Annotated in this window: 18 protein-coding genes; 12 read left to right on the top strand and 6 right to left on the bottom strand. The window is 61.5% G+C overall.

Going from position 1 to position 18,705, the window contains the following annotated elements:
* Nucleotides 1-198 precede the first annotated feature (198 nt).
* Complete coding sequence (locus V2I08_RS14405; protein WP_349635742.1) at nt 199-864, bottom strand: UPF0149 family protein; 666 nt, start codon at nt 862-864, stop codon at nt 199-201.
* 128 nt (nt 865-992) lie between these two features.
* Here V2I08_RS14405 and V2I08_RS14400 point away from each other — a divergent pair, with 128 nt between their 5' ends.
* Nucleotides 993-5,270: a strawberry notch-like NTP hydrolase domain-containing protein gene (locus V2I08_RS14400; protein ID WP_349635741.1), complete on the top strand. Its 4,278-nt coding sequence runs from the start codon at nt 993-995 to the stop codon at nt 5,268-5,270.
* Nucleotides 5,271-5,379: 109 nt separating this feature from the next.
* Here V2I08_RS14400 and V2I08_RS14395 read toward each other — a convergent pair whose 3' ends face one another.
* Nucleotides 5,380-6,264, bottom strand: a complete 885-nt coding sequence (locus tag V2I08_RS14395) for a MucR family transcriptional regulator (protein ID WP_349635740.1) — start codon at nt 6,262-6,264, stop codon at nt 5,380-5,382.
* 187 nt (nt 6,265-6,451) lie between these two features.
* Here V2I08_RS14395 and V2I08_RS14390 point away from each other — a divergent pair, with 187 nt between their 5' ends.
* From V2I08_RS14390 to V2I08_RS14370, 5 genes are all read left to right on the top strand, one after another.
* Nucleotides 6,452-6,937, top strand: a complete 486-nt coding sequence (locus V2I08_RS14390; RefSeq protein ID WP_349635739.1) for a hypothetical protein — start codon at nt 6,452-6,454, stop codon at nt 6,935-6,937.
* Complete coding sequence (locus tag V2I08_RS14385) at nt 6,930-7,592, top strand: hypothetical protein (protein WP_349635738.1); 663 nt, start codon at nt 6,930-6,932, stop codon at nt 7,590-7,592. Before V2I08_RS14390 ends, V2I08_RS14385 begins: the two co-directional genes overlap by 8 nt.
* A 46-nt stretch (nt 7,593-7,638) precedes the next feature.
* Nucleotides 7,639-8,337 (top strand): hypothetical protein, encoded by a 699-nt coding sequence (locus V2I08_RS14380; protein WP_349635762.1) that lies wholly within the window; start codon nt 7,639-7,641, stop codon nt 8,335-8,337.
* A gap of 113 nt (nt 8,338-8,450) precedes the next feature.
* The gene (locus V2I08_RS14375; protein ID WP_349635737.1) at nt 8,451-9,236 is read left to right on the top strand and encodes an N-6 DNA methylase; all 786 of its coding nucleotides are present in this window, start codon (nt 8,451-8,453) and stop codon (nt 9,234-9,236) included.
* 32 nt (nt 9,237-9,268) lie between these two features.
* Nucleotides 9,269-9,610, top strand: a complete 342-nt coding sequence (locus V2I08_RS14370; protein ID WP_349635736.1) for a hypothetical protein — start codon at nt 9,269-9,271, stop codon at nt 9,608-9,610.
* 51 nt (nt 9,611-9,661) lie between these two features.
* On the opposite strand, the gene V2I08_RS14365 is transcribed toward V2I08_RS14370, so the two are convergent.
* Nucleotides 9,662-10,213, bottom strand: a complete 552-nt coding sequence (locus tag V2I08_RS14365) for a hypothetical protein (RefSeq protein ID WP_349635735.1) — start codon at nt 10,211-10,213, stop codon at nt 9,662-9,664.
* Nucleotides 10,203-10,577: a hypothetical protein gene (locus V2I08_RS14360; RefSeq protein ID WP_349635734.1), complete on the bottom strand. Its 375-nt coding sequence runs from the start codon at nt 10,575-10,577 to the stop codon at nt 10,203-10,205. Before V2I08_RS14360 ends, V2I08_RS14365 begins: the two co-directional genes overlap by 11 nt.
* Before the next feature lie 84 nt (nt 10,578-10,661).
* Here V2I08_RS14360 and V2I08_RS14355 point away from each other — a divergent pair, with 84 nt between their 5' ends.
* The 3 genes from V2I08_RS14355 to V2I08_RS14345 all read left to right on the top strand — a co-directional run bounded on the left by V2I08_RS14355 (nt 10,662) and on the right by V2I08_RS14345 (nt 13,348).
* Entirely contained in the window at nt 10,662-11,858 is a 1,197-nt protein-coding gene (locus V2I08_RS14355; RefSeq protein ID WP_349635733.1) for a DUF932 domain-containing protein, read from the top strand.
* Between the two features lie 92 nt (nt 11,859-11,950).
* Nucleotides 11,951-12,163 (top strand): hypothetical protein, encoded by a 213-nt coding sequence (locus V2I08_RS14350; protein WP_349635732.1) that lies wholly within the window; start codon nt 11,951-11,953, stop codon nt 12,161-12,163.
* Nucleotides 12,164-12,283: 120 nt separating this feature from the next.
* Nucleotides 12,284-13,348 (top strand): hypothetical protein, encoded by a 1,065-nt coding sequence (locus V2I08_RS14345; protein WP_349635731.1) that lies wholly within the window; start codon nt 12,284-12,286, stop codon nt 13,346-13,348.
* Nucleotides 13,349-13,385: 37 nt separating this feature from the next.
* Here the strand turns inward: V2I08_RS14345 and V2I08_RS14340 are convergent, their stop codons facing one another.
* Both V2I08_RS14340 and V2I08_RS14335 read right to left on the bottom strand, forming a co-directional pair.
* On the bottom strand, nt 13,386-14,783 hold the full coding sequence (locus V2I08_RS14340) for a DUF6880 family protein (RefSeq protein ID WP_349635730.1): 1,398 nt from the start codon (nt 14,781-14,783) through the stop codon (nt 13,386-13,388).
* A complete protein-coding gene (locus V2I08_RS14335; protein WP_349635729.1) occupies nt 14,783-15,031 on the bottom strand; it encodes a hypothetical protein in 249 nt (82 codons plus the stop codon). The genes V2I08_RS14340 and V2I08_RS14335 overlap by 1 nt, the downstream gene beginning before the upstream one ends.
* Nucleotides 15,032-15,107: 76 nt before the next feature.
* Here V2I08_RS14335 and V2I08_RS14330 point away from each other — a divergent pair, with 76 nt between their 5' ends.
* The 3 genes from V2I08_RS14330 (at nt 15,108) to V2I08_RS14320 (ending at nt 18,700) form a co-directional block, all read left to right on the top strand.
* Nucleotides 15,108-16,775 carry an ATP-binding protein gene (locus tag V2I08_RS14330; RefSeq protein WP_349635728.1) on the top strand — a complete coding sequence of 556 codons (1,668 nt, stop codon included), beginning with the start codon at nt 15,108-15,110 and terminating at the stop codon, nt 16,773-16,775.
* Nucleotides 16,776-16,841: 66 nt separating this feature from the next.
* The gene (locus V2I08_RS14325; protein ID WP_349635727.1) at nt 16,842-17,402 is read left to right on the top strand and encodes a hypothetical protein; all 561 of its coding nucleotides are present in this window, start codon (nt 16,842-16,844) and stop codon (nt 17,400-17,402) included.
* 95 nt (nt 17,403-17,497) lie between these two features.
* Nucleotides 17,498-18,700: a helicase HerA domain-containing protein gene (locus V2I08_RS14320; RefSeq protein WP_349635726.1), complete on the top strand. Its 1,203-nt coding sequence runs from the start codon at nt 17,498-17,500 to the stop codon at nt 18,698-18,700.
* The last annotated feature ends 5 nt before the right edge of the window (nt 18,701-18,705 follow it).

The raw sequence follows: 18,705 nt of genomic DNA, 5'->3' as shown, positions 1-18,705 counted from the left end.
GATCATCCTGGGGACTGCTTCGCCGATGAGATCGCAAAGGACCGGAATTGCCCGCTGCTGTTCGTCGGAGACGACTTTAGCCAGACAGATGTTGATCGTCCGTTGCCTTCAGCGAGGTGAGGCAGGCCGCTTGCCGTTTGCTGGGGCGCAAAGAAACGTCCAGACGGCCGATCCGTCCCCTCCGATGTACGCCATCGTCTAATTCAGGCCGCAGCATTTCTTGTACTTGACGCCTGACCCACAAGGGCATGGGTCGTTACGCCGGGTCTTTTGGCGCTTGATTGTGGCCGGTCGATCAGGGTCATTTTCGACCCGCCACTGGTGCAGCATTTCGACCCAGATCGGGATCAGGTCAGGTGCTTCCTGATCCCATCGGTCTTCCGCAGTGAGAGAGAGCGTCTCTGTGCCATCGGCGAACGCGCGCAGCTCGCGGATGCCCTCGATCGCGGCGCGGCAACCGGCATCATCGTCTTCGAGGATGCGCTGCCATCCAGACGGCGCAAGATCCATCGCCTGCCCAAAGCCTTCGATCCACAACTCCCATAATGTCTCGTCCGACCGTGTGTCGATCTCCAGCACCGGTTCGAAGCTGCCCGGCTGGTCCAGGCAGGCCAGGATGACATGATAGTGGTGCATGACGAGATCGGTGAAATGTTGCAGACCGCCCATTTCGCTGAACTGCAGCATGCCCGTGCCGTCATCACCCGCCCAGATCTTCTTCAGCCATTGGCTGGGGGCAAGCAGATCGGGGCTGACGAGGATTCCGGTGAGGAAGCCGTCCAGTTGCGACAGCAGCATGCAATCCTCGCCCTGGTCAAGCAGCAGCCGGTCGAGTTCGTCGAGATAGTCGGGTGGAATAGCCATGCCCTTCCATAGCCGCACGCCGATCCCTCGTCACCGGTTCTGATCTGTCGCCCAGACAATCCAGGGAACGAAATGAAGGAGAGCGGGAAGGGGAGAGCCGGATTGTCCTATTCTCGCATGAGGTGCCCATGACCTTGCCCCAACTTGCCTTGTCGCAGTCCCCGGATGCGCCCACGCGCCTGTTCGCGGTCGCCCGTTCCCTTGCCCACCGCCTGCGCAATGGCGGCATGATCAATCGCCAGTCGCTCAAACGCACGATGACCCAGGCGTTCGGCGAGGATGACGCGGCCGGTGCCTGGTCGATGCGCGATGCCTATGATGCGCTCGAAACCGCGCAGGTGCTTTACCTCGCCGATCCGCAAAGCCCGCTTCTTGCAGGAACGCCTGCCGATATCTTCCAGCGACTGCGGCAGTTTGAACGGGCACTGCCCACCCAGACCTACCGCTCGGAAAAGCAGGTCGACCTCCAGCAGTTCAGCACGCCCATCAGCCTCGCCTGGCTTGCGGCCATGGCAGCGCGCTGCCGCTCGGACGATATCCTGCTCGAACCTTCGGCCGGCACCGGCATGCTGGCAGTCCATGGCGCACGCGCAGGCGCGCGGCTGCTGCTCAACGAGCAGGATCCCGCACGCGCAGACCTGCTGTCCCGAAGCCTGGGCCAGATCGTGACGGGCCATGATGCCGAACATATCCAGGATCTGCTGACCACCGAGCAGCTTCCCACGCTGGTGTTGATCAATCCACCCTTCAGCCGCAGTACGGGCCGCGGGATCGATCGCCATGCCGGTGCGCGCCATCTGCGCGGCGCACTCGCCTCCCTCGCACCTGGCGGGCGCTGCGTCGCTATCATGCCGACGAGCTTTTCCCCCGAAGGCTCGGCGGCACTGAGCTACAATATAGTCGCAGAGCTTGTGCCTTCCCGCGTCGAAATCACCATATTGGGTAGCCCCTATGCCAAACATGGAACGGGGATCGATGTGCGACTGTTGGTCTTCGACAAAGGATGGGTCGGCGAGCCGGAACGCCAGGTCGCTGGCGACATCGAAGCTGCCCTGGCCCTTGTCCTCGCCATCCCCGATCGGCTCGATCTCCAGCCGCCGCCTCACGTTCCGCCACCAGCCGTTGCTCTGTTGCCCTCTCGACCCGTCATCAATATCCCGGCCAAAAGTCTCTTTGCCCCTATAGGCGTCCAAAGGCTCGCGCCGCCGTCGCGGGTGGCAGCGGTGGCAAATGATGCGCGGCCTATCACCTACACGGTTCGGGAGGAGCCCCTTGCTCCCGGCGAGACCGTGGGCATTTATTCAGCCTGGCGGCCCGCCCGGATCGCTATCGATGGCGTTTCCAGGCATCCCGATGACCTTGTCGAATCCATCGCCATGGCTTCGGTGTTCCTGCCGGTGCCGCGCTATCAGCCCCTGCTCCAGACCCGGGCGGTCAGGGCGTTGTCAGAGGCGCAGCTTGAAACCATCATTTATGCCGGTGAAGCGCATGCACGCGATCTTGTCGGCTGCTTTTCGGCCAACCTTGCCGGTGATCGCCTGATCGAGGACCGGGATGGCAAACTCTATCGAACCGGCTTTTTCATCGCTGATGGAACTGGTGTGGGCAAGGGGCGCGAGGCGGCGGGCATCATTCTTGATCAGTGGAACCGGGCCAATCGGCGCGCAATCTGGATTTCCATGGCCGATCTTATCGAGGACGCCCGCCGCGACTGGACGGCGCTGGGCGGGCTTGCCATCGATATTCAGCCCATTGCAAACTTTCCGCTGGGCACGTCGATCACGATGGAAAGCGGCATCATCTTCCTGACCTACGCCGCCCTGGGCTCTGCACGCCACGATACAGCCTCGCGCCTGCAACAGCTACTGGACTGGACCGGTGAGGATTTTGCCGGGGTGATCGTCTTCGACGAATCTCACGCCATGGCGCACGCGGGCGGGACCGAAAATGATTTCGGAAAAGCCCAAGGCTCGGAACAGGGCCTGGCCGGCGTCCGGCTCCAAAATGCGCTTCCGCGTGCCCGCATTCTCTACATGTCTGCAACGGGCGCGGCGAGGCCAGACAATCTCTCCTATGCTGTTCGCCTGGGACTCTGGGGACCAGGCACTGCATTTGCGACGCGCGACATGTTCATGAAGGCCATGGAAGAAGGTGGTATCGCAGCCCTTGAGGTCGTGTGCCGGGATCTCAAGGCCATGGGCCTCTACACGGCCCGGGCGTTGAGCTTTGCGGGCGTTGAATATGAGCCGCTGGAGCATGCGCTGACGCCAGATCAGATTTCGATCTACGATGCTTATGCCGATAGCTGGAGCATTATTCATCGCGGATTGCGCGATGTGCTGGCCGAGATCGGCATAGTCGACAGGATATCGGGCAAGACCCAGAACGCCCGGGCGCGGGGATCAGCCCTCAGCGCCTTTGAATCCGCGAAATTGCGCTTCTTTTCCAGTCTCCTGGTCAGCATGAAAATGCCCTCGCTCATCAAGGCGATCGAGCAGGAACTGGCCTTGGACAACGCCGTGCTGGTACAACTTGCGAGCACGGGCGAGGCCATCATGGATCGGCGTCTCTCCGAACTCTCCGCGCAAGAACGGGCGATGATGGATATTCAGGTTTCGCCAAAGGAGACGTTGATTGACTATTTGAAGAATGGCTTTCCCGTGCGCCAGATGCGGGTCTTTCGTGCCGACGATGGCGCGATGCGCGCCGAACCGATGACCGATGCGCAAGGCCATCCGGTGCTTTGTCGGCAGGCGATAGCCGCACGTGACGAACTGATCGAGGAACTATGTGCGCTGCCCGCGATCCCGACCGCGCTCGATGCACTTATCGCGCATTTCGGAACCGACCGCGTTGCCGAGATTACGGGGCGCTCGCGACGCATTGTGACCGACACCACCGGTCGACAAAAAATCGAGAGGCGTGGCGCGCGCGCCAATCTGTTCGAGGTTCAGGCGTTTCAGGATGGCCGCAAGTCCATCGCCGCCTTCTCCCTAGCCGGTAGCACGGGGCGATCCATGCATTCCGATCGGGGCTGTTCGAGCGCACATAAGCGCCGCACGCATTTTCTGTTGGAACTTGGCTTTCGCATCCTTTCGGCGGTGCAGGGCTTCGGTCGCAGCCATCGGACCAACCAGCTTACGCCACCCGTCTACCGCCCGCTTACCACCGATTGTCGCGGGGAGCGGCGTTTCCTCAGCACTATCATCCGCGGGCTGGAAGCGCTCGGGGCATTGACCAGGGGGCAGCGCCAGACGGGATCGCAGAATCTGTTCGACCCTTCCGACAACCTGGAATCGGACTATGCCCGCGATGCGCTCGTCCAATGGTTCCATCTTCTCTATGAAGGCAAGCTCCGCAGCGTCTCGCTCGCCGACTTCCAGGCCATGACGGGTCTTGAACTTTGCGACGAGGGCGGGGAACTGCTGGAACGCCTGCCGCCTATTCACCGCTGGCTCAATCGCATCTTGGCGCTGCGGATCGCGACCCAGAATAGCATATTCGAGGAATTTCTGGGGCTGGTCGAGGACCGCGTCGAGGCCGCGCGCGCTGCCGGCACGCTTGACCTGGGCATCGAGACGATCCGCGCCGAGAAAGTCCAACTTTTGTCTGACCGGCTCCTGCGCACAGATCCTGTGACCGGTGCCGAGACAAGGCTTTTGCGGCTGAAACTGCACCGACGCCCGCCGGTTACCAGTTGGGCTGCGCTGCAACTCGTCTGCAAGGACACCGACAATATCGCGTGGCTCCATAATGGCCGTTCCGGTCGGGTCGCACTGTGTATGCCGACCTGGCCGGGACAGGACGAAGAAGGCGAATGGATCGAACGTTGCTATCTCATTCGTCCGACCGGTCAGGCGCGCATGGTTGTTGCGGCCTTGAGCGGCAGCCACTGGCACCAGATCGATCGCGACGCATTCCAGGTCTTGTGGAAACAGGAAGTCGCCGAAGCGGTGAAAAATCTCATGGTCGAAACCATCACCATGGCCACCGGCCTGCTGCTGCCAGTATGGCATAAATTGCCCGAAGATGACGTGCGCGTGTGGCGGATCGATGATGGCGTGGGCAGTTCAATCCTGGGGCGCATTATCCATCCAGTCGCGCTCGAACGGATCGAAAGGGAGTTTGGCCTTGATGGCACGACAGCTCTTGGTCCCGTCGAAATCATCGAAGGTGCGCGTTCCGCCGGCGGAGTGTCGATTCCAGGTCTCGGTCCGGCACGGCTTGCCCGGGTTCATGTCAACGACAGTCCGCGCCTCGAAATACGGGACTATCGGCCAGAGGATCGGACCTGGTTGAAGGCTTGTGGCGCATTCACGGAGGTCGTCGCTTTCAAGACCAGATTGTTTTTACCGCCCGAACGGGCAGGCGAGATACTCGCGCGGATCATGGCGGAACGTGCCTGACACAAGACAGGTTAGCACTTGGTGAGCATCGCTCCGCTATCGCTCTGCGTTTTTAGAACGCAGAGCAGGCGAAGGGCGGATCATTGGACCCGCACTTCGCCTGAACGCTTCACTCTGCGGACGCTTTCGTTGGCGTTTCATCCGCCACATGGTTTAACTTCAACGTCCGGCGTCGGGTCCCTTTCGCCTCTGCAGATGCAGATGCAGATGCTTTGGGCTTTGTGACTTTCGCCGCAGTTTTCGTTTTGCCAACCGACTTTACGGCTTCCACAGTCATCGGGGCAGGCGTCAATTCCTGCGAGGCGGGCGATGTCTTCGTGCTGGCGCGGGGGGACTTCCTGGAAGTTGATGTCTTCCTGGCAGGTTTTGCAGACGCCATTTCGGGCAGCACTGGCTCAGGCTTAGTCTCTACTGGAGCGATATCCCGCTGAGCGTCAGGCTCGGCAGCCGCGGCATTGACCCGCCCGCGCCTGGGCTTAGCTGCCGTCGGAATTACCGGCGCGGCTTCGATAACCGGTGCCGCCTCTGCTAAAGGTGCCACCTCTTCAACTGGCGATGCTTCCTCCACCGGTGTCGCAGCCTGCGTTTCCGCGCCAACCCGGCGTCCAAGGCCAAGTTTTTGCGCGACGATGCGCCGCTGTTCCGAATAAGCAGGCGCGACCATGGGATAATCCTTGGGAAGATTATAGCGCTCGCGATACTCGGCCGGTGTCAGTCCGTTGACCGCCAGATGCCGCTTGAGGGTCTTGTACGGTTTTCCATCGAGCATGCTGATGATGTGCTCGCGTGAACCAAGGCTCTTGCGGACGGAGACCGCGGGAACATGATCGGGCGCTACTGGCGGGGTCTCCACCTGGGCCTTTCGTTCCAATGCGCCGCGTGTCGCTTCGATGATCCCGGCAATCTCGCCGGCTGGAACCTGATTGTTGGAGAAATAGGCGCTCAGTAACTGCACCGTCATTGCGGTGAAATCAGACTGCTCGGTATCGGCCACGAAGGAACTCCCGGTTGAGGAATGAAGGGAAGATGCCGGATATCACCGGATGAGGATTGTAGCAGCTAAACGGGAATATGCCGTATTTGCAAGCCGGGAATGAACGGCGTTCATCCACACCGCGAAAGGAGAGGGGGAAGAGCAAAGGGGAGAACGACCGGTATCTTGTATCAAGGAAAGGCGTGCCATGTCCGACCGCGTATCCGCACACATCATGATCGGCGGAATAATTCCCCGTTCGCAATATCCTGATTTCGTCCAGGCGATCGCCCACGATAATCCTGCTATCGATTGGGACGGCACGCCATTCGATTCCACATATCTTCCCGCAACCGGCCCTCTCACGCTCATGGATCATGAAGTGGCCAATGGATGCTTCGAGAAAATCGAAGAAAGCTGCCGACGTCTTGGTCTCCATTATGTCCGATGGTCAGACGGATTTGGTGGAAGCTTCCCCTCTGTCCGCGTCATTTACCGGGGCCATGGCGAACCGCAAAACTTTCTCACGACGCAGGATGACCAGCAGGTCTTTTCGATCGAGCGCATCCGGGAACTGGGAAGCATCGCGGTAATCGAGGCGGAATACAGACTGGCGCGTCTGAACCCGCCGCCGCTGGTGCTTGTCGACACAGAGCCGAGCGATGAAGCAATGACAGAGACAATCCATGGCTGACCATTATGTTCAAGGATCCTTCGCGTTCACCTGCACGGCGCGTGAAAGCGCGCTGATCGAGGAGGCATGGCAGCACGCGTCCGATCTGCTGGCTGACCTTGCTCCAGGCGAACCGAGCGCCGAATTTCTCGCTGCGTTCATGCCGACCGATCTCGCCAATCCGTTCAACGGCCTGCTTGAGATTTTCGATGATCCCGACTTCCCGGATTTCGGCGCCGAGATCGAGATTGCAGGAGCTGCCGAATGCATCGTCGCCATCTATGGCACGACCGACTTCCAGCCAGGTCCGATTGCAGAACTCATCCGGCGCTGTTGCCAGGAGAGCTTGGAAGTAACGCCTGTCGGGTTCGTCTGGAGCTATGGCTGTTCGCGTCCACGCCGCGGCAGTTTTGGTGGAGGATGGTGCGCGATATTGGCCGATCATGTGGAATTCGCCAGCACGCACGAAGAACTGGCGCGACGGTTGGGGAGATCCGCCGCGACATCAGCGGCAGAAGCGTTCGATCCATGGATTGACGATCCCGAATATCCCTTGGCCGACTGGCAGGCCGAGGTTGCCAATGGCGATACGCGTCTTGGCTATCGCGACTGGGTATTCGCGACGACTGAAGCTGCTGGCAGTTCACGTCCCATAATCGGAACGCCGATGGCGTAACGCAACCCACTTCCCCCGATCTTCTTAAAGCCACAAGGATATCATGATGACCGACGCTAGCGCGCCGGGCGCGTCCGCGCGCCTCTATAGCCAAACCGAGTATGATGAACGCGGCAATTTTCATTATGAGGGCGATCTCTATCGCGCCGGTGAAGCGTTGCCATCGCTCGCGTCCCGGATCGAACGCCATCTGGCGCAGCATTTTACCGGACCCGTCTTCGCGATCCGCACTGAGAAATTTTCCGGAGGGCGCAAAGTCATTGCGGAGATACTCGATTCCCCTGCCGACCTGACCGGCCGTGATGCGCAGAACGCCTTCATAGCTGAGGTGCGCGATCAAATGGAGCGGTTCGGGTTTACCCGGACCAATCCGTTGCAGGATTTCTGGTCATGCAGTTTCTACTGCGAGGTCCGCATCGGCCAGGCCTATTGGTCGGCATTGGCAAAACGTCAGGGTATCCGCAATCCCGTCGACCCAGTCATATCATTGGCGGCGTTCAAGAAGCGCATCAAAGCGGGTGATCGGTTGAAGCTGATCGACGCGCCCGCCGGTCATCGACTTCTCGGGACGACCCGCGACATCACCAAAGTGCGCTCGGGCGATCTGATCCTCGAAGGTCGTTCCTACCTTTCCTTTCCCAGGGCCTCCGCTTTCGCCTGCGACGGCCGCCTGATCAGGATCGCCATCGGTTCGCAATATGGTCCTGACGATCATCTTCTCTACGAATGGCAAAGAACTTCCTGAGCGCCATTTCTTGTCCGGCGAAACGCCGGTCGGACGCGAATAGGGCATCTCGGCGCCGTTCCATCTCATCGTCAATTGCGGAGGCCTGTGTGCACGAGCCGCATCTCAAAGCCATGGCAGCGCTCTTGCGCCGTAGCCAGCCGCGCCATGACCTCTATACCGTCTTTGGTGACTGCATGGAGGCCATCGCGATCGCCATGGCGAACAGTATCGACCTGCGCGCCCGCGAACCGCGCGAGGCTCGCTATCTGGATATTGTCGGGCGTTACCGGCGCGAGATCGTCGAATTGTTCCCGCAACTTCTCGCCGAGCTGGTGCAGGCTCTCGAAGCCGCGCCTGGCGACGTGCTGGGCACTTTGTTCCACGAGCTTGACCTTCACAGCAAGGCGCGCGGGCAATATTTCACTCCTTATGCGCTCAGCCGCTGCATGGCGCAGGCCACTCTGGGGAAGCGCGAGAATGTAGAAGCGATGATCGCGCAGCATGGCTTCGTGACTGCCATGGAGCCCGCTTGCGGCGCGGGATCGATGGTCATCGCGCTTGCCGAAGCCATGCGCGATATCGGGCATCACTATCAGCATCACCTTCATGTGACGGCGATCGATATAGATCCGCGCGCGATCCACATGGCCTATATCCAGTTTTCATTGCTTCATATTCCAGCCCATCTCATGGTCGGCAACGCCTTGTCGGGTGAGATGCAGGACCATTGGTTCACCCCGGCGCATATATTGGGGGGATGGACCGCTCGGCTCGCCCTTCGTCAACGTGGCGAACCCGTGGCTGTGAACGTCCAGCGCGCGACGACCGCGACCGGCCCGACATCACTATCGCAAGGCACCGTTCCGCCATTAGGGGCATCGCAGCGATCCATGCCCCGACAGTTGAGCCTCTTCTGACCTTCTCACGCCTCATATCATAGGAGAGTGGCATGTCCCGAAATGTCCATATCGACGCCCTGGGCCGGATACCGTCTGGTACAACAATCATTACCCTGGCCATCTGCGGACCGCGCGGCGGCATGCGTGCGGTCGAGGATATTTCGATCGATGAAGCCGAGAAGATGATGGCGCAGCTTCAGGCCGTCGTCGCTGGTGCCAGAGCCGAGACAGCCATCGACCCGGTCGATTGCTTCATGCAGGATGTTATCGACCGGCTCGGCGATCCGGCTCTCGCGCTCGATCCGTCGTTTCGTTCATGGTGTGCCGGAAATCATGGCCTGCTCAGTCCCCGACAGGCCGCTGAACGCTGGTGCTGCTGGCGCGTCGCCTGAGAGATCATTGCGGTCGGGATCATAGCTGGTTTGCCGGGCCTGCGTGAGAGGTCAATACAGGATGAGGCCCGTTCCTGGAATGAGCTGATCCAGAAAATCAAAATCGCGCCGGTTTCCGGTCAGCAGATCACATCCAGTCGCGGCAGCCTGTAAAAACAGCAGGGCGTCGTTCAGCAGGGCGATCGAATGCGGTTGACCGGAAAACCTTGTCACCATTCCTGCCAACATGCCGGCCTCTCCGAACACGCGCGAAGACGGCGCGCTCAGGCGATGCTCAGGGATATCGTCGATCGTCCGTCCCAGCGTCTTGAGAACCGACGCCGTGCGCTTGTCGGCAGGATCGAGCGCACCCATCAGATGGGTCATCTCGGCAAGCGCTACGCTGGAGTGATTGACGATCCGGTTTTCCAGCAAGGAGTCTACTTCAACCGACGTCTTGCCCTGAAGCACATCGATATAGACGCAGGTGTCGAGCAAAAGCTCCCGGCCTATGACCGGTGCCTTGTGAACGAGCGGCAGTTCTTCTTCGGGCCGCCGTGCCAGATTTGCTGCAGATCGCTGCGGCCGGATCCTGCGCAGCGAGGCCTTGCGATCAAATCCCAAGCGCAATATCCGCCGGGATCGCACCCTTCCGGCTCACAAGCCTGGCGCCGAAGTCATCTTCGAGCGCCACTTTGGCGAGGGCATATTCGACGAGATCGGTCGTCGAGGCGATGCCGCTGCGCATTTTGGCGCGATCGATGAGTTCACGCGGCACGCGCGCGCCGACCGCGCTGTTCGTTCCCGACAGCAAACCCGCCGCCTTCGCAGCGGCCACGACCGCTCCATGTCGCTGGGACAGATGATCCTCGTGCTTCGTTTCCATCACGGCCTCCTTTCGTTCAACATATACATCATTTTGTAAAACGCGCAAGCCGCGGCCGGAACAACTGCCGCCCGTCTTGGCTTTGCGAAACCGCGATCGCATGACCCGAAAAAGGGAAGAGTGGGGTGGGGATGTGACAGGGGCCGTGAAGCGCCTGTCGCTCTATATCTCAAGGAGACGATTTCCATGGCGACCCTTGCCCCCATGACCGACAGCCCCCGGCTCACGGCTCCCTATCGGATCGATGTCTCGCGCGGACATATGAGCAGCCGCGTATCCTCCGAGTGGTTCTCACGCCCCGACGACGAGAAATATCTCTCGCTCACCAGCCTTTATGACGCCGTGCGCAGTCGCGCGGACCGTGCGACCACGCGCATCGTCGAAAGCCGGTCGATCCGGGTCGAGGCTAAAAGCGACAATCCAGAGCGATTGATGCTCATGGCGCCGGGCGATGATCGTCCGCTTGCGCCCACCAACTGGTCCTTCGGCCAGGTGGCAAGTCTGGTCGGAGCGCCAGCCTCCTATCTGCGCCAGCTTCCAGCCGCGCTTGCCGGCATCAATCTCCAGCACGGGTTGATCAACCACCGGGGCGAGCAGGTCAAACTGCTCCAGACCGAGAATGGCCGCACCGAATTGCGAGCGGCTACCGGGTCGGAATATGGCAGGATCTTCGACTGGGAACTGGTGCAGGCGGTGATGGCCTTTGCCGGCGATGGTGTCGGCGACTCAAGGTGGAAGGTGCCTGGAACCATCGACTGGGGCAGCATGACCTATAACCCTTATGTCGATATCACCAGGGAGACGACCACACTCTATGCATCGGACCGGGACATTTTCCTGTTCCTCGTGGACGATACGCACCCCATCGAGGCGGGCAAGCTGCCTAACGGCGATCCCGACCTCTATTTTCGCGGGTTCTATGCGTGGAACAGCGAGGTTGGGTCCAAAACGCTCGGGATCGCGACTTTCTATTTGCGCGGCGTATGCGCCAACCGCTGTCTGTGGGGCGTCGAAAATTTCGAGGAGGTCAATATCCGCCACTCGAAATTCGCCGCCGCCCGTTTTGCCCATCAGGCCGCGCCGGCGCTTGAGCATTTCGCAAACTCTTCGCCATCGCATTTCATCTCCGGCATCAAGGCCGCCCGCGAGCGGATCGTTGCGCGCAAGGAGGAAGACCGCGAACCCTTCCTGCGCAAACGCGGCTTTTCGAAGGCCGAGACGGCAAAGATCATCCAGACCGTGCTGGCTGAAGAAGGCCGTCCGCCTGAGTCCATCTATGATTTCGTCCAGGGTATAACGGCGCTGGCCCGATCGAAGCCGCATCAGGACAGCCGCCTCGACCTGGAGAACAAGGCCAGAAAGCTGCTCGAACAGGCGCTCTGACGCCTGGCGGCACCACTGCCATTCCTGCTTCACCTTCTCATGACCATCCCGGACACGCACCGGGATGGCCATCGTCATGAAAGGATGCCGCCATGCGCGCCTATTCGTCCCTTTCCCTGCCGCAATTTATCGTCGACATCGCCTTCTTCAGTGGCGGCGAGCAATATGCCACCGAGACCTATACCATTCTCGCCTCAACCTGGTTCGCTGCGGAGCAACAGGCGCTGCAGATGTCGGTCAACAGCGTCTATGACGATGCGCGCATTCCCGACCTCAGCCGAACCGCCACCGTCCGCACCGCCTGATGAACCGCTGCGATCATTCCCAATGACAGCCCTTGCGGGCTGAAATCCTCAGATGTGTACGCCAGTCCAGCCGCCGCCTGAACTGCGAGCGTTCTGTCTCCTCCCGCCGGAGCCATATCAATGACCCGTTACGCGCTGTCCCATCTCGAAACCGCTGCTTGTCTTTGGGAAGCCGTCCTCGAACTGCGCGATCGCCCTGTGACCAATCCCGATGCAAGCAGCCGGGCGCTCGCCTTGCGCAAATGCGTCGATATACTCGGCACTGCGGCGCTACGCCTTGTCGTGGTAGGCTGGGTCGATGCGGTGGAGGCGGCATGGCGCGCGGTCGAAGGCGAATATCCGTTGTCGTTCGACTGGGATTTCGTGCCCCGCTGGATTGCCGACACGATCGACTGGTCGGACCCTCGCCATCCGGTTATCCGGGGAAAGCCACCCCGCGCCAACGCCCCAATGACTTCGACTCCGCCCATAGGAGATGACCCGGCCTCCGGCCGCGACGGCCATCTCGCGCTTCTCGCGCGGGCGCGCGCTGCCATGGTAGCGCCCGATACTCTAAATCCACCGGCGCGTTACGCCCTGATCAATGCTATCCGCGCCAGCGAAGACGCGATCGCCGCTTGCCCATTGCCATGGCCGATAGAGGTTCACACGGCGGTAATTGAACATCGGCATGGAATGAATATCCACGTTGCGGTCGATGCGATGGCTCTCGACGTGGAAATCGCTGCTTATTGCCGTGAATATTGGAGCGAGATTGACGACGCGCGCGACCCGAATAACCTGTCCGACACAGAAGCGATATCAAGCTATTTCGAATGTCATCCGTCGGAAAGCTGCACGAAGGATCGCATGCATATTGCGCCCGTCGCACACCCGTCTCCCCTTGCTGCCGGATTGATTGAGCAAGGCCGCTATTGTGTACTATCGACCGCCCATCTGACGGTTCATACCGCCTCATGCCTCGATAAATGGGCGTCCTGGCCGCCCAGTGATCGACCGATCGATATCGCGGCTTCGGTCTATGGCTGGTTCGTGCCGACGCGCGCCATTGATGATGACCGCAGTGCGCAATTGCCGCAGGATCTGCTGCGGCTCATCGCCTTCGGCCACGCGCACGGCTTCCAGTTCCTGCTCTTCGACTGTGACGGCAGTGACGTCGACGGACTACCGCTCCACCATTGGTAGGGAGGTTTCCAATCTGGCCGCCCCGGCTTCTCCGCGATTATCCGAATTTCCCCGCGACCTGATTCCAGAAGCCGATCTTGCGTCCATGCACCTTGCGAAGATCGGCCAGCCAGTCCTCATGCGGTACGACATCGACATCGCCTGCGATACGGTCGGCCAAATCCGTCGCGGCTGCAAAGTCCCGCGCGGCATAGGGATAATATTTCGAACTCGCCCGGTCGAGTACGCCAGTCACCAGTCGGCGATAGAGCAAGGTGGCCCCACCCGGATCGGCCTGAGACAATGCCTCGGCGGCAGGACGCAGAATGTCATAGGCCCGGGCTTCCAGATCTTCGAGCCTGTCCCTTGCCAGCCTGCCGGCGCGCTTGAGATCGGGCCAGGCAACCAGGAACGCCAGCGCCGATGTCGCCCGATCATATGCCATGGCCTGATCGAGGGCTTGCCTCTCCGCAGCGACATTCTCGAAATCGGGCAAAGCCCTGAGCCAGTCGCGCAGTACCTTCCCGTCGAGCCAGCGGTCGAAGATCGCCCTGCGCTGCGCCTGTACATCGTCCCTGCGGCCCAGTGCCTCAAAGGCCCGTAATTTGAGTTCGGCAAGCTCGCGCTCGTTATGGCTGCGCTCAACCGGCGCGTAGATCCAGTCGAGGGCTTCGACCGCACGGCCATGTGCGATCAATCGGGCGGCCACCTGCGCATTGAGCAGGGGATTGCGACGATCGGGATCGACCGTTGCAATATAGGCGTCCACATCGCCGTCGAGATCGGCGAGTTTGGGTAGCAGCCAGCCAACCTTATAGTCGAACTGTCGCCAGTCATTTCCTGTCTTCGCCGCCTGCCGCTCAAGCAGCATCCTGCGCAAAGCTGCGCGGCCCCTCTGCCCCAAGACTGGAGAAGCCGCATCCGGCAGGTCGTCGAAGACACCGTAGCCATCACCCTCGATCAGCGTCAAAATATCCCCGGCGAGCAGTTCGACATTGGGCGCATCCGCCTGGCACCATAGCCCGCCCAGATCCTCGCCGCCCTGGCGGAATATCTCGCCGAGCGAACCGCTGCTGTCGTCGGATCTTTCGAACACCGGCTCGGCAAGGCTCAGGAACAGCCGCATGCTATCGATCGCCTGGCTCAGCGAGTGGTCGGCTAGCGGCCCCATGATCGTTTCGCGCAACTGATCGAGTTCGCGCGCGAGTGCAGGCACCTTGTCCCATTCGACGAAACCTCTCGAACGCCGGATGGTCTTCAGTCGCTTGTCGATTTCGTGCGCCAGCGCGCCGCTATCGTCCTTGGCCGCCAGCTCCATGCGGACGGCGCGGGCGAAGACGGCGTCACGCTCGGCTTGCGCCAGAACAAGCCGGGCAAGGCGAGCGGGTCCCAGCGCCTCGAGCGCTTCGGACGTCATCTTGCCCGAACCGCGACTGCCCTTTTTGGAGGCCGCCATCAGCCGTCCTGCCCTGATACCGACCCCGCCGTTCCCTGGATCAGGGCAAGCAGCATGGCGTGCAGTGCCTCCTCGGCCCGTTCGCGCCGTGCCGGATCGGCGGCGGCGATGTCCCGGCGCATCCAGTCCGGCAGGCGCCGTAGCAAGGCGGTCAGTTGCGAATCCATATCCTTGGGCATTCCTCGTTCTTCGCAGCCGGGGACCGCTGCCGCAACAGCGGGTTGCACATCGGCCTCAACGGGCACCATGCCCTTTGACGACAAATGGAGGGGAGGAGGAGGGGAAGGGATGATGGGTTCCAGTCCGGAACCCACGGAGACCGCCATGCCCCTTCCCGTAACGATCCATAGCGCCGTCAGCCCGGACGCGATCCGCTGCGCTTCACGCCTTTTTTCAGGCGACAGCCGGGACTGCCTTCATGAGATGTTCCAGAATGCCAGGCGTGCCGGCGCCACCTGCATCGCGGTCGATCTGACCGAACAGGACGGCCGATCCCTTCTGCACATCCGCGATGATGGCTGCGGCATCGACGATCCAGCCGCCCTGCTGATGTTGGGACATTCAGGCTGGGGCGATGACATCGCGCGCAACGAAGACCCGGCCGGCATGGGCATGTTCAGCCTTGCCGGCCGCACGGTCGAAATCCAGTCCTTCTCCCCCTCTGCCGCCACGGCCTGGAAAGTCCAGATCCCCGCGCACGCATGGGACAGCGGCGTGCCGCTTGCCATCGCCCCGGCCATGATCGGTTGGGGCACGCTGATCTCGATCGAACTGCCACCCGACTGGAAGCAAGGCTTGTCCGCGACCGTCGCCGATGCCACCCGTCACTATCCCTTGCCGGTCACCTTGAACGGGGCGCTGCTGCTCCGTGAGGACTTCCTCAAGGACGCCATGTTTGTCGAAAACGCCTGCGGCTGCCGTATCGGTGTCTATGATCGGGATCCTGATTGGCCAGGCGATCACCGCATCAATTTTCACGGGCACCGCGTCAAATGCGCCTTGCCCATGGTTCGCGAAGAAATGGATAGTGGCCGTTTCTGGACGGTCCGGATCGACATCATCGATGCCCCGGAAATTCATCTGGTGCTGCCGGCACGCAAGGAGGTGATCGACAACGCGGCCTTGAAGGCGCTTCGCCAGGCTGCCGAGCGGATCCTGTACAAGGCCATCGCGACCCGGCCCGACCATCGGCTGCCCTTTACCGCCTGGCAGCGAGCGTGCGAGCTGGGCGTCACGCTGCCGCAGGCGCGCTCAGGGCTGGCAATCTGGCGGCCGCAGACCGCCGACGACTGCCATGGGCGCAGCAGCCGCATGATCGCTCCTGAAGGCGCCATGCTGATCGTGCCTTCCCTGGAGCCCGATATCGCGCAGGCGCTTGCGCTGGCTCGGGGCAAATCGCCCATCGAGAATGTGCAACTCGTTGAGGCGGAAGACGCGCTGCAAGGCTATGCCTGGTATGACACGCTCCCGGTCATCAGGGATATTGCCTTGTGCATCGACCGGGAAGGCGCCGTGCATCGCTTTGATGAGGATATGTGTCTCCCCGCTGATTTCGCTTGTGGCCTGGTCGACCGGATCGTCATCGAGCTGACGGTTTATGAAACCGGTCGCAAGGACGCGCCACATAGCGTCCATTCCATCGAAATCCCGGCGCTCGTCTGCCGCAATGGCGGTTGGGATATCGAGGAGGCCATCATCCTGGCCACGCGCGATGGTGGCATCACCCCGGACCGACTGAGCCGCATCATCTATGCGACGCTCTTCTGTGCGGCTGACGATCGCGACTGCGACAGCTGGGATACGCAGTCGCGATCCTTCGAACGCGAGGCGCGGCAGCACGCTACGCATATCCTCCTTGGGGAGGACGCTGCCACCCTCGAAGCCATCAACATGAGCGCATGGGATAATCTGAGCTGGCTGATCCCGCTCGATCGCAAGATCGTTATTCACGCCGAGCGCGGTGCCATCACGGTCGATTTCCTGCCGAATTGAAAGGGCGCCTGAGTTTTGCTCGCCGCGCCTGTCGCCCCTGTCCCAACCCAATCAAGGAGACCGGCCATGCGCCGCTTCCCCGTCTGCGCCTGTTCGACAGCGCATCTTCCCTGCGCCGAGCATGACGCCATCGACCGGCTGATCCGGCACGCGCCGCGAAGGCGCGGCCGGATCATCGTCGATCATCCGATCTTGACCATCGAAGCGCACCAATATGGCTTCTGGGTCCATCTTGGCTTCATCGATGACTGGCCCGATCGCCCTGATGCGCTTTCGCCCGAATTCTGGGCTTTGCTGGCGGATGCCCGCAAGGCCGGAGCGAACTGGCTGAGCTTCGACCGTGATGAACCGCCTTCCGATCAGTTCCCGGTCTTTGCGACCGTGCAGGGGGAGGCAACGAACGAGGCCGGGGAATCGGTCAATGCCGCAACCCCTGCTGGGAGGATCACGATCCGCTGTTCTGCATGTGGCAGCGCCGGGGTGATGCGCGATGCCTGGGCGCGCTGGGACGATGATGCCCAGGACTGGGCGCTCGGCGCTGTGTTCGACGCAGCATTTTGCGAAGCCTGTGAAAAGGACGCCACGCTGTCCGAGCAGCCGATCGATGGATCGCAGCACACACACTGATCGCGAGGCCCGCCAGCCACTTACCGACTCAAGCCCTTTTCCTCGATCAGCATATCCGGCCGCTCTCAGCGAGCCCGTGCGAAGGAGCATTTCCTATGACGATCGCCAATCATGATTTTACTCGCGACACGAAAGTCCCGCTCGGCCGCTCATCGACCAGTCCGCTCGAACTGGATCTGGGCAAGCTGATGGCGGGGCGCTGTCTGATCCAAGGATCTTCGGGCGCGGGCAAAAGCCAGACGCTGCGCCGGATCATCGAAGAAGCGTTCGACTATCTCACGACCATCATTATCGACCCGGAAGGCGAGTTCGCCAACCTGGCCGCGCATATCGGCGCCACCACGGTCATCGCGCGTGACTATGCCAATGATGGCCTCACCGCGCTCGCGCTTCGAACACGGCAGCACCGCATCGCCCTGCATCTCGACTTAACCGACCTGGAACCTGATCATCGCATCGAGAAGGCGGCGGCCTTCTTTGCAGGGCTGCTTTCGACGCCGCGGGAACATTGGGCTCACACCGTATTGGTGTGCATCGATGAGGCGCATCTGCTCGCGCCGCATATGGCAGCCTCGGCCCGCGACGCGGAAACCCGCCGTCTGGGCGTCGCCACCTTGACGGATATGTGCGCTCGCGGCCGCAAGCGCGGCATTGGTACAATAATCGCGACCCAGCGCCTCGCCAAGCTCGCCAGTTCGGTGGTCTCCGAACTGCATAATCATCTGATTGGCCTCAATGTCTTCGACCGCGATGTCGCGCGCGCTGCCGATCTTCTCGGGTTCGGCAGCGATCAGGCGGCGCTGCTGCGCCAGCTTCCGCCCGGCGAGTTCTTCGCCTTTGGCCCGGCGCTCGCGGCGACGCCGGTGCTGGCGAAGATCGATCCCACGATCACTCCCCATATCGGGCGCACGCCTGATCTCGTTCCTGCCGCCGATCTCGACGCGGACGAGAGCCGGACCCTGCTCAATCTTGACACCCTGCGCGAGGTCGCGCCGACCAGAGGGAACCAGGTGACCTTGCGAGGCCAGCGTGCGCTCGACGCCTTCCTCCTCGATCCGGCAGCCCCCGCCGCAGCCCGTATTGTCGGCGCGTTGGGCAACATAGCGCCCAACGCCACCACGGCTGACGATCTGGCGCGCCACCTCGCATTGCCGGCGAACGATATCGATGCCGGGCTCGACCTGCTCGCCGCGATCGGTGCGTCCGACACCATGCCGCGCGGCGATACGCGGATCGCGCGGCTGTCTGCCCGGTTGCGCCTGCGTGTCGTCGATACGCCCGTCATTGGCCTGGTCTGAACGGA

The organism is Sphingobium sp. MK2 (assembly GCF_040170545.1).
GTDB lineage: Bacteria > Pseudomonadota > Alphaproteobacteria > Sphingomonadales > Sphingomonadaceae > Sphingobium.
Note: the sequence above shows the minus strand (reverse complement) of the source record. Positions and strands in the feature narration are given on the sequence as shown.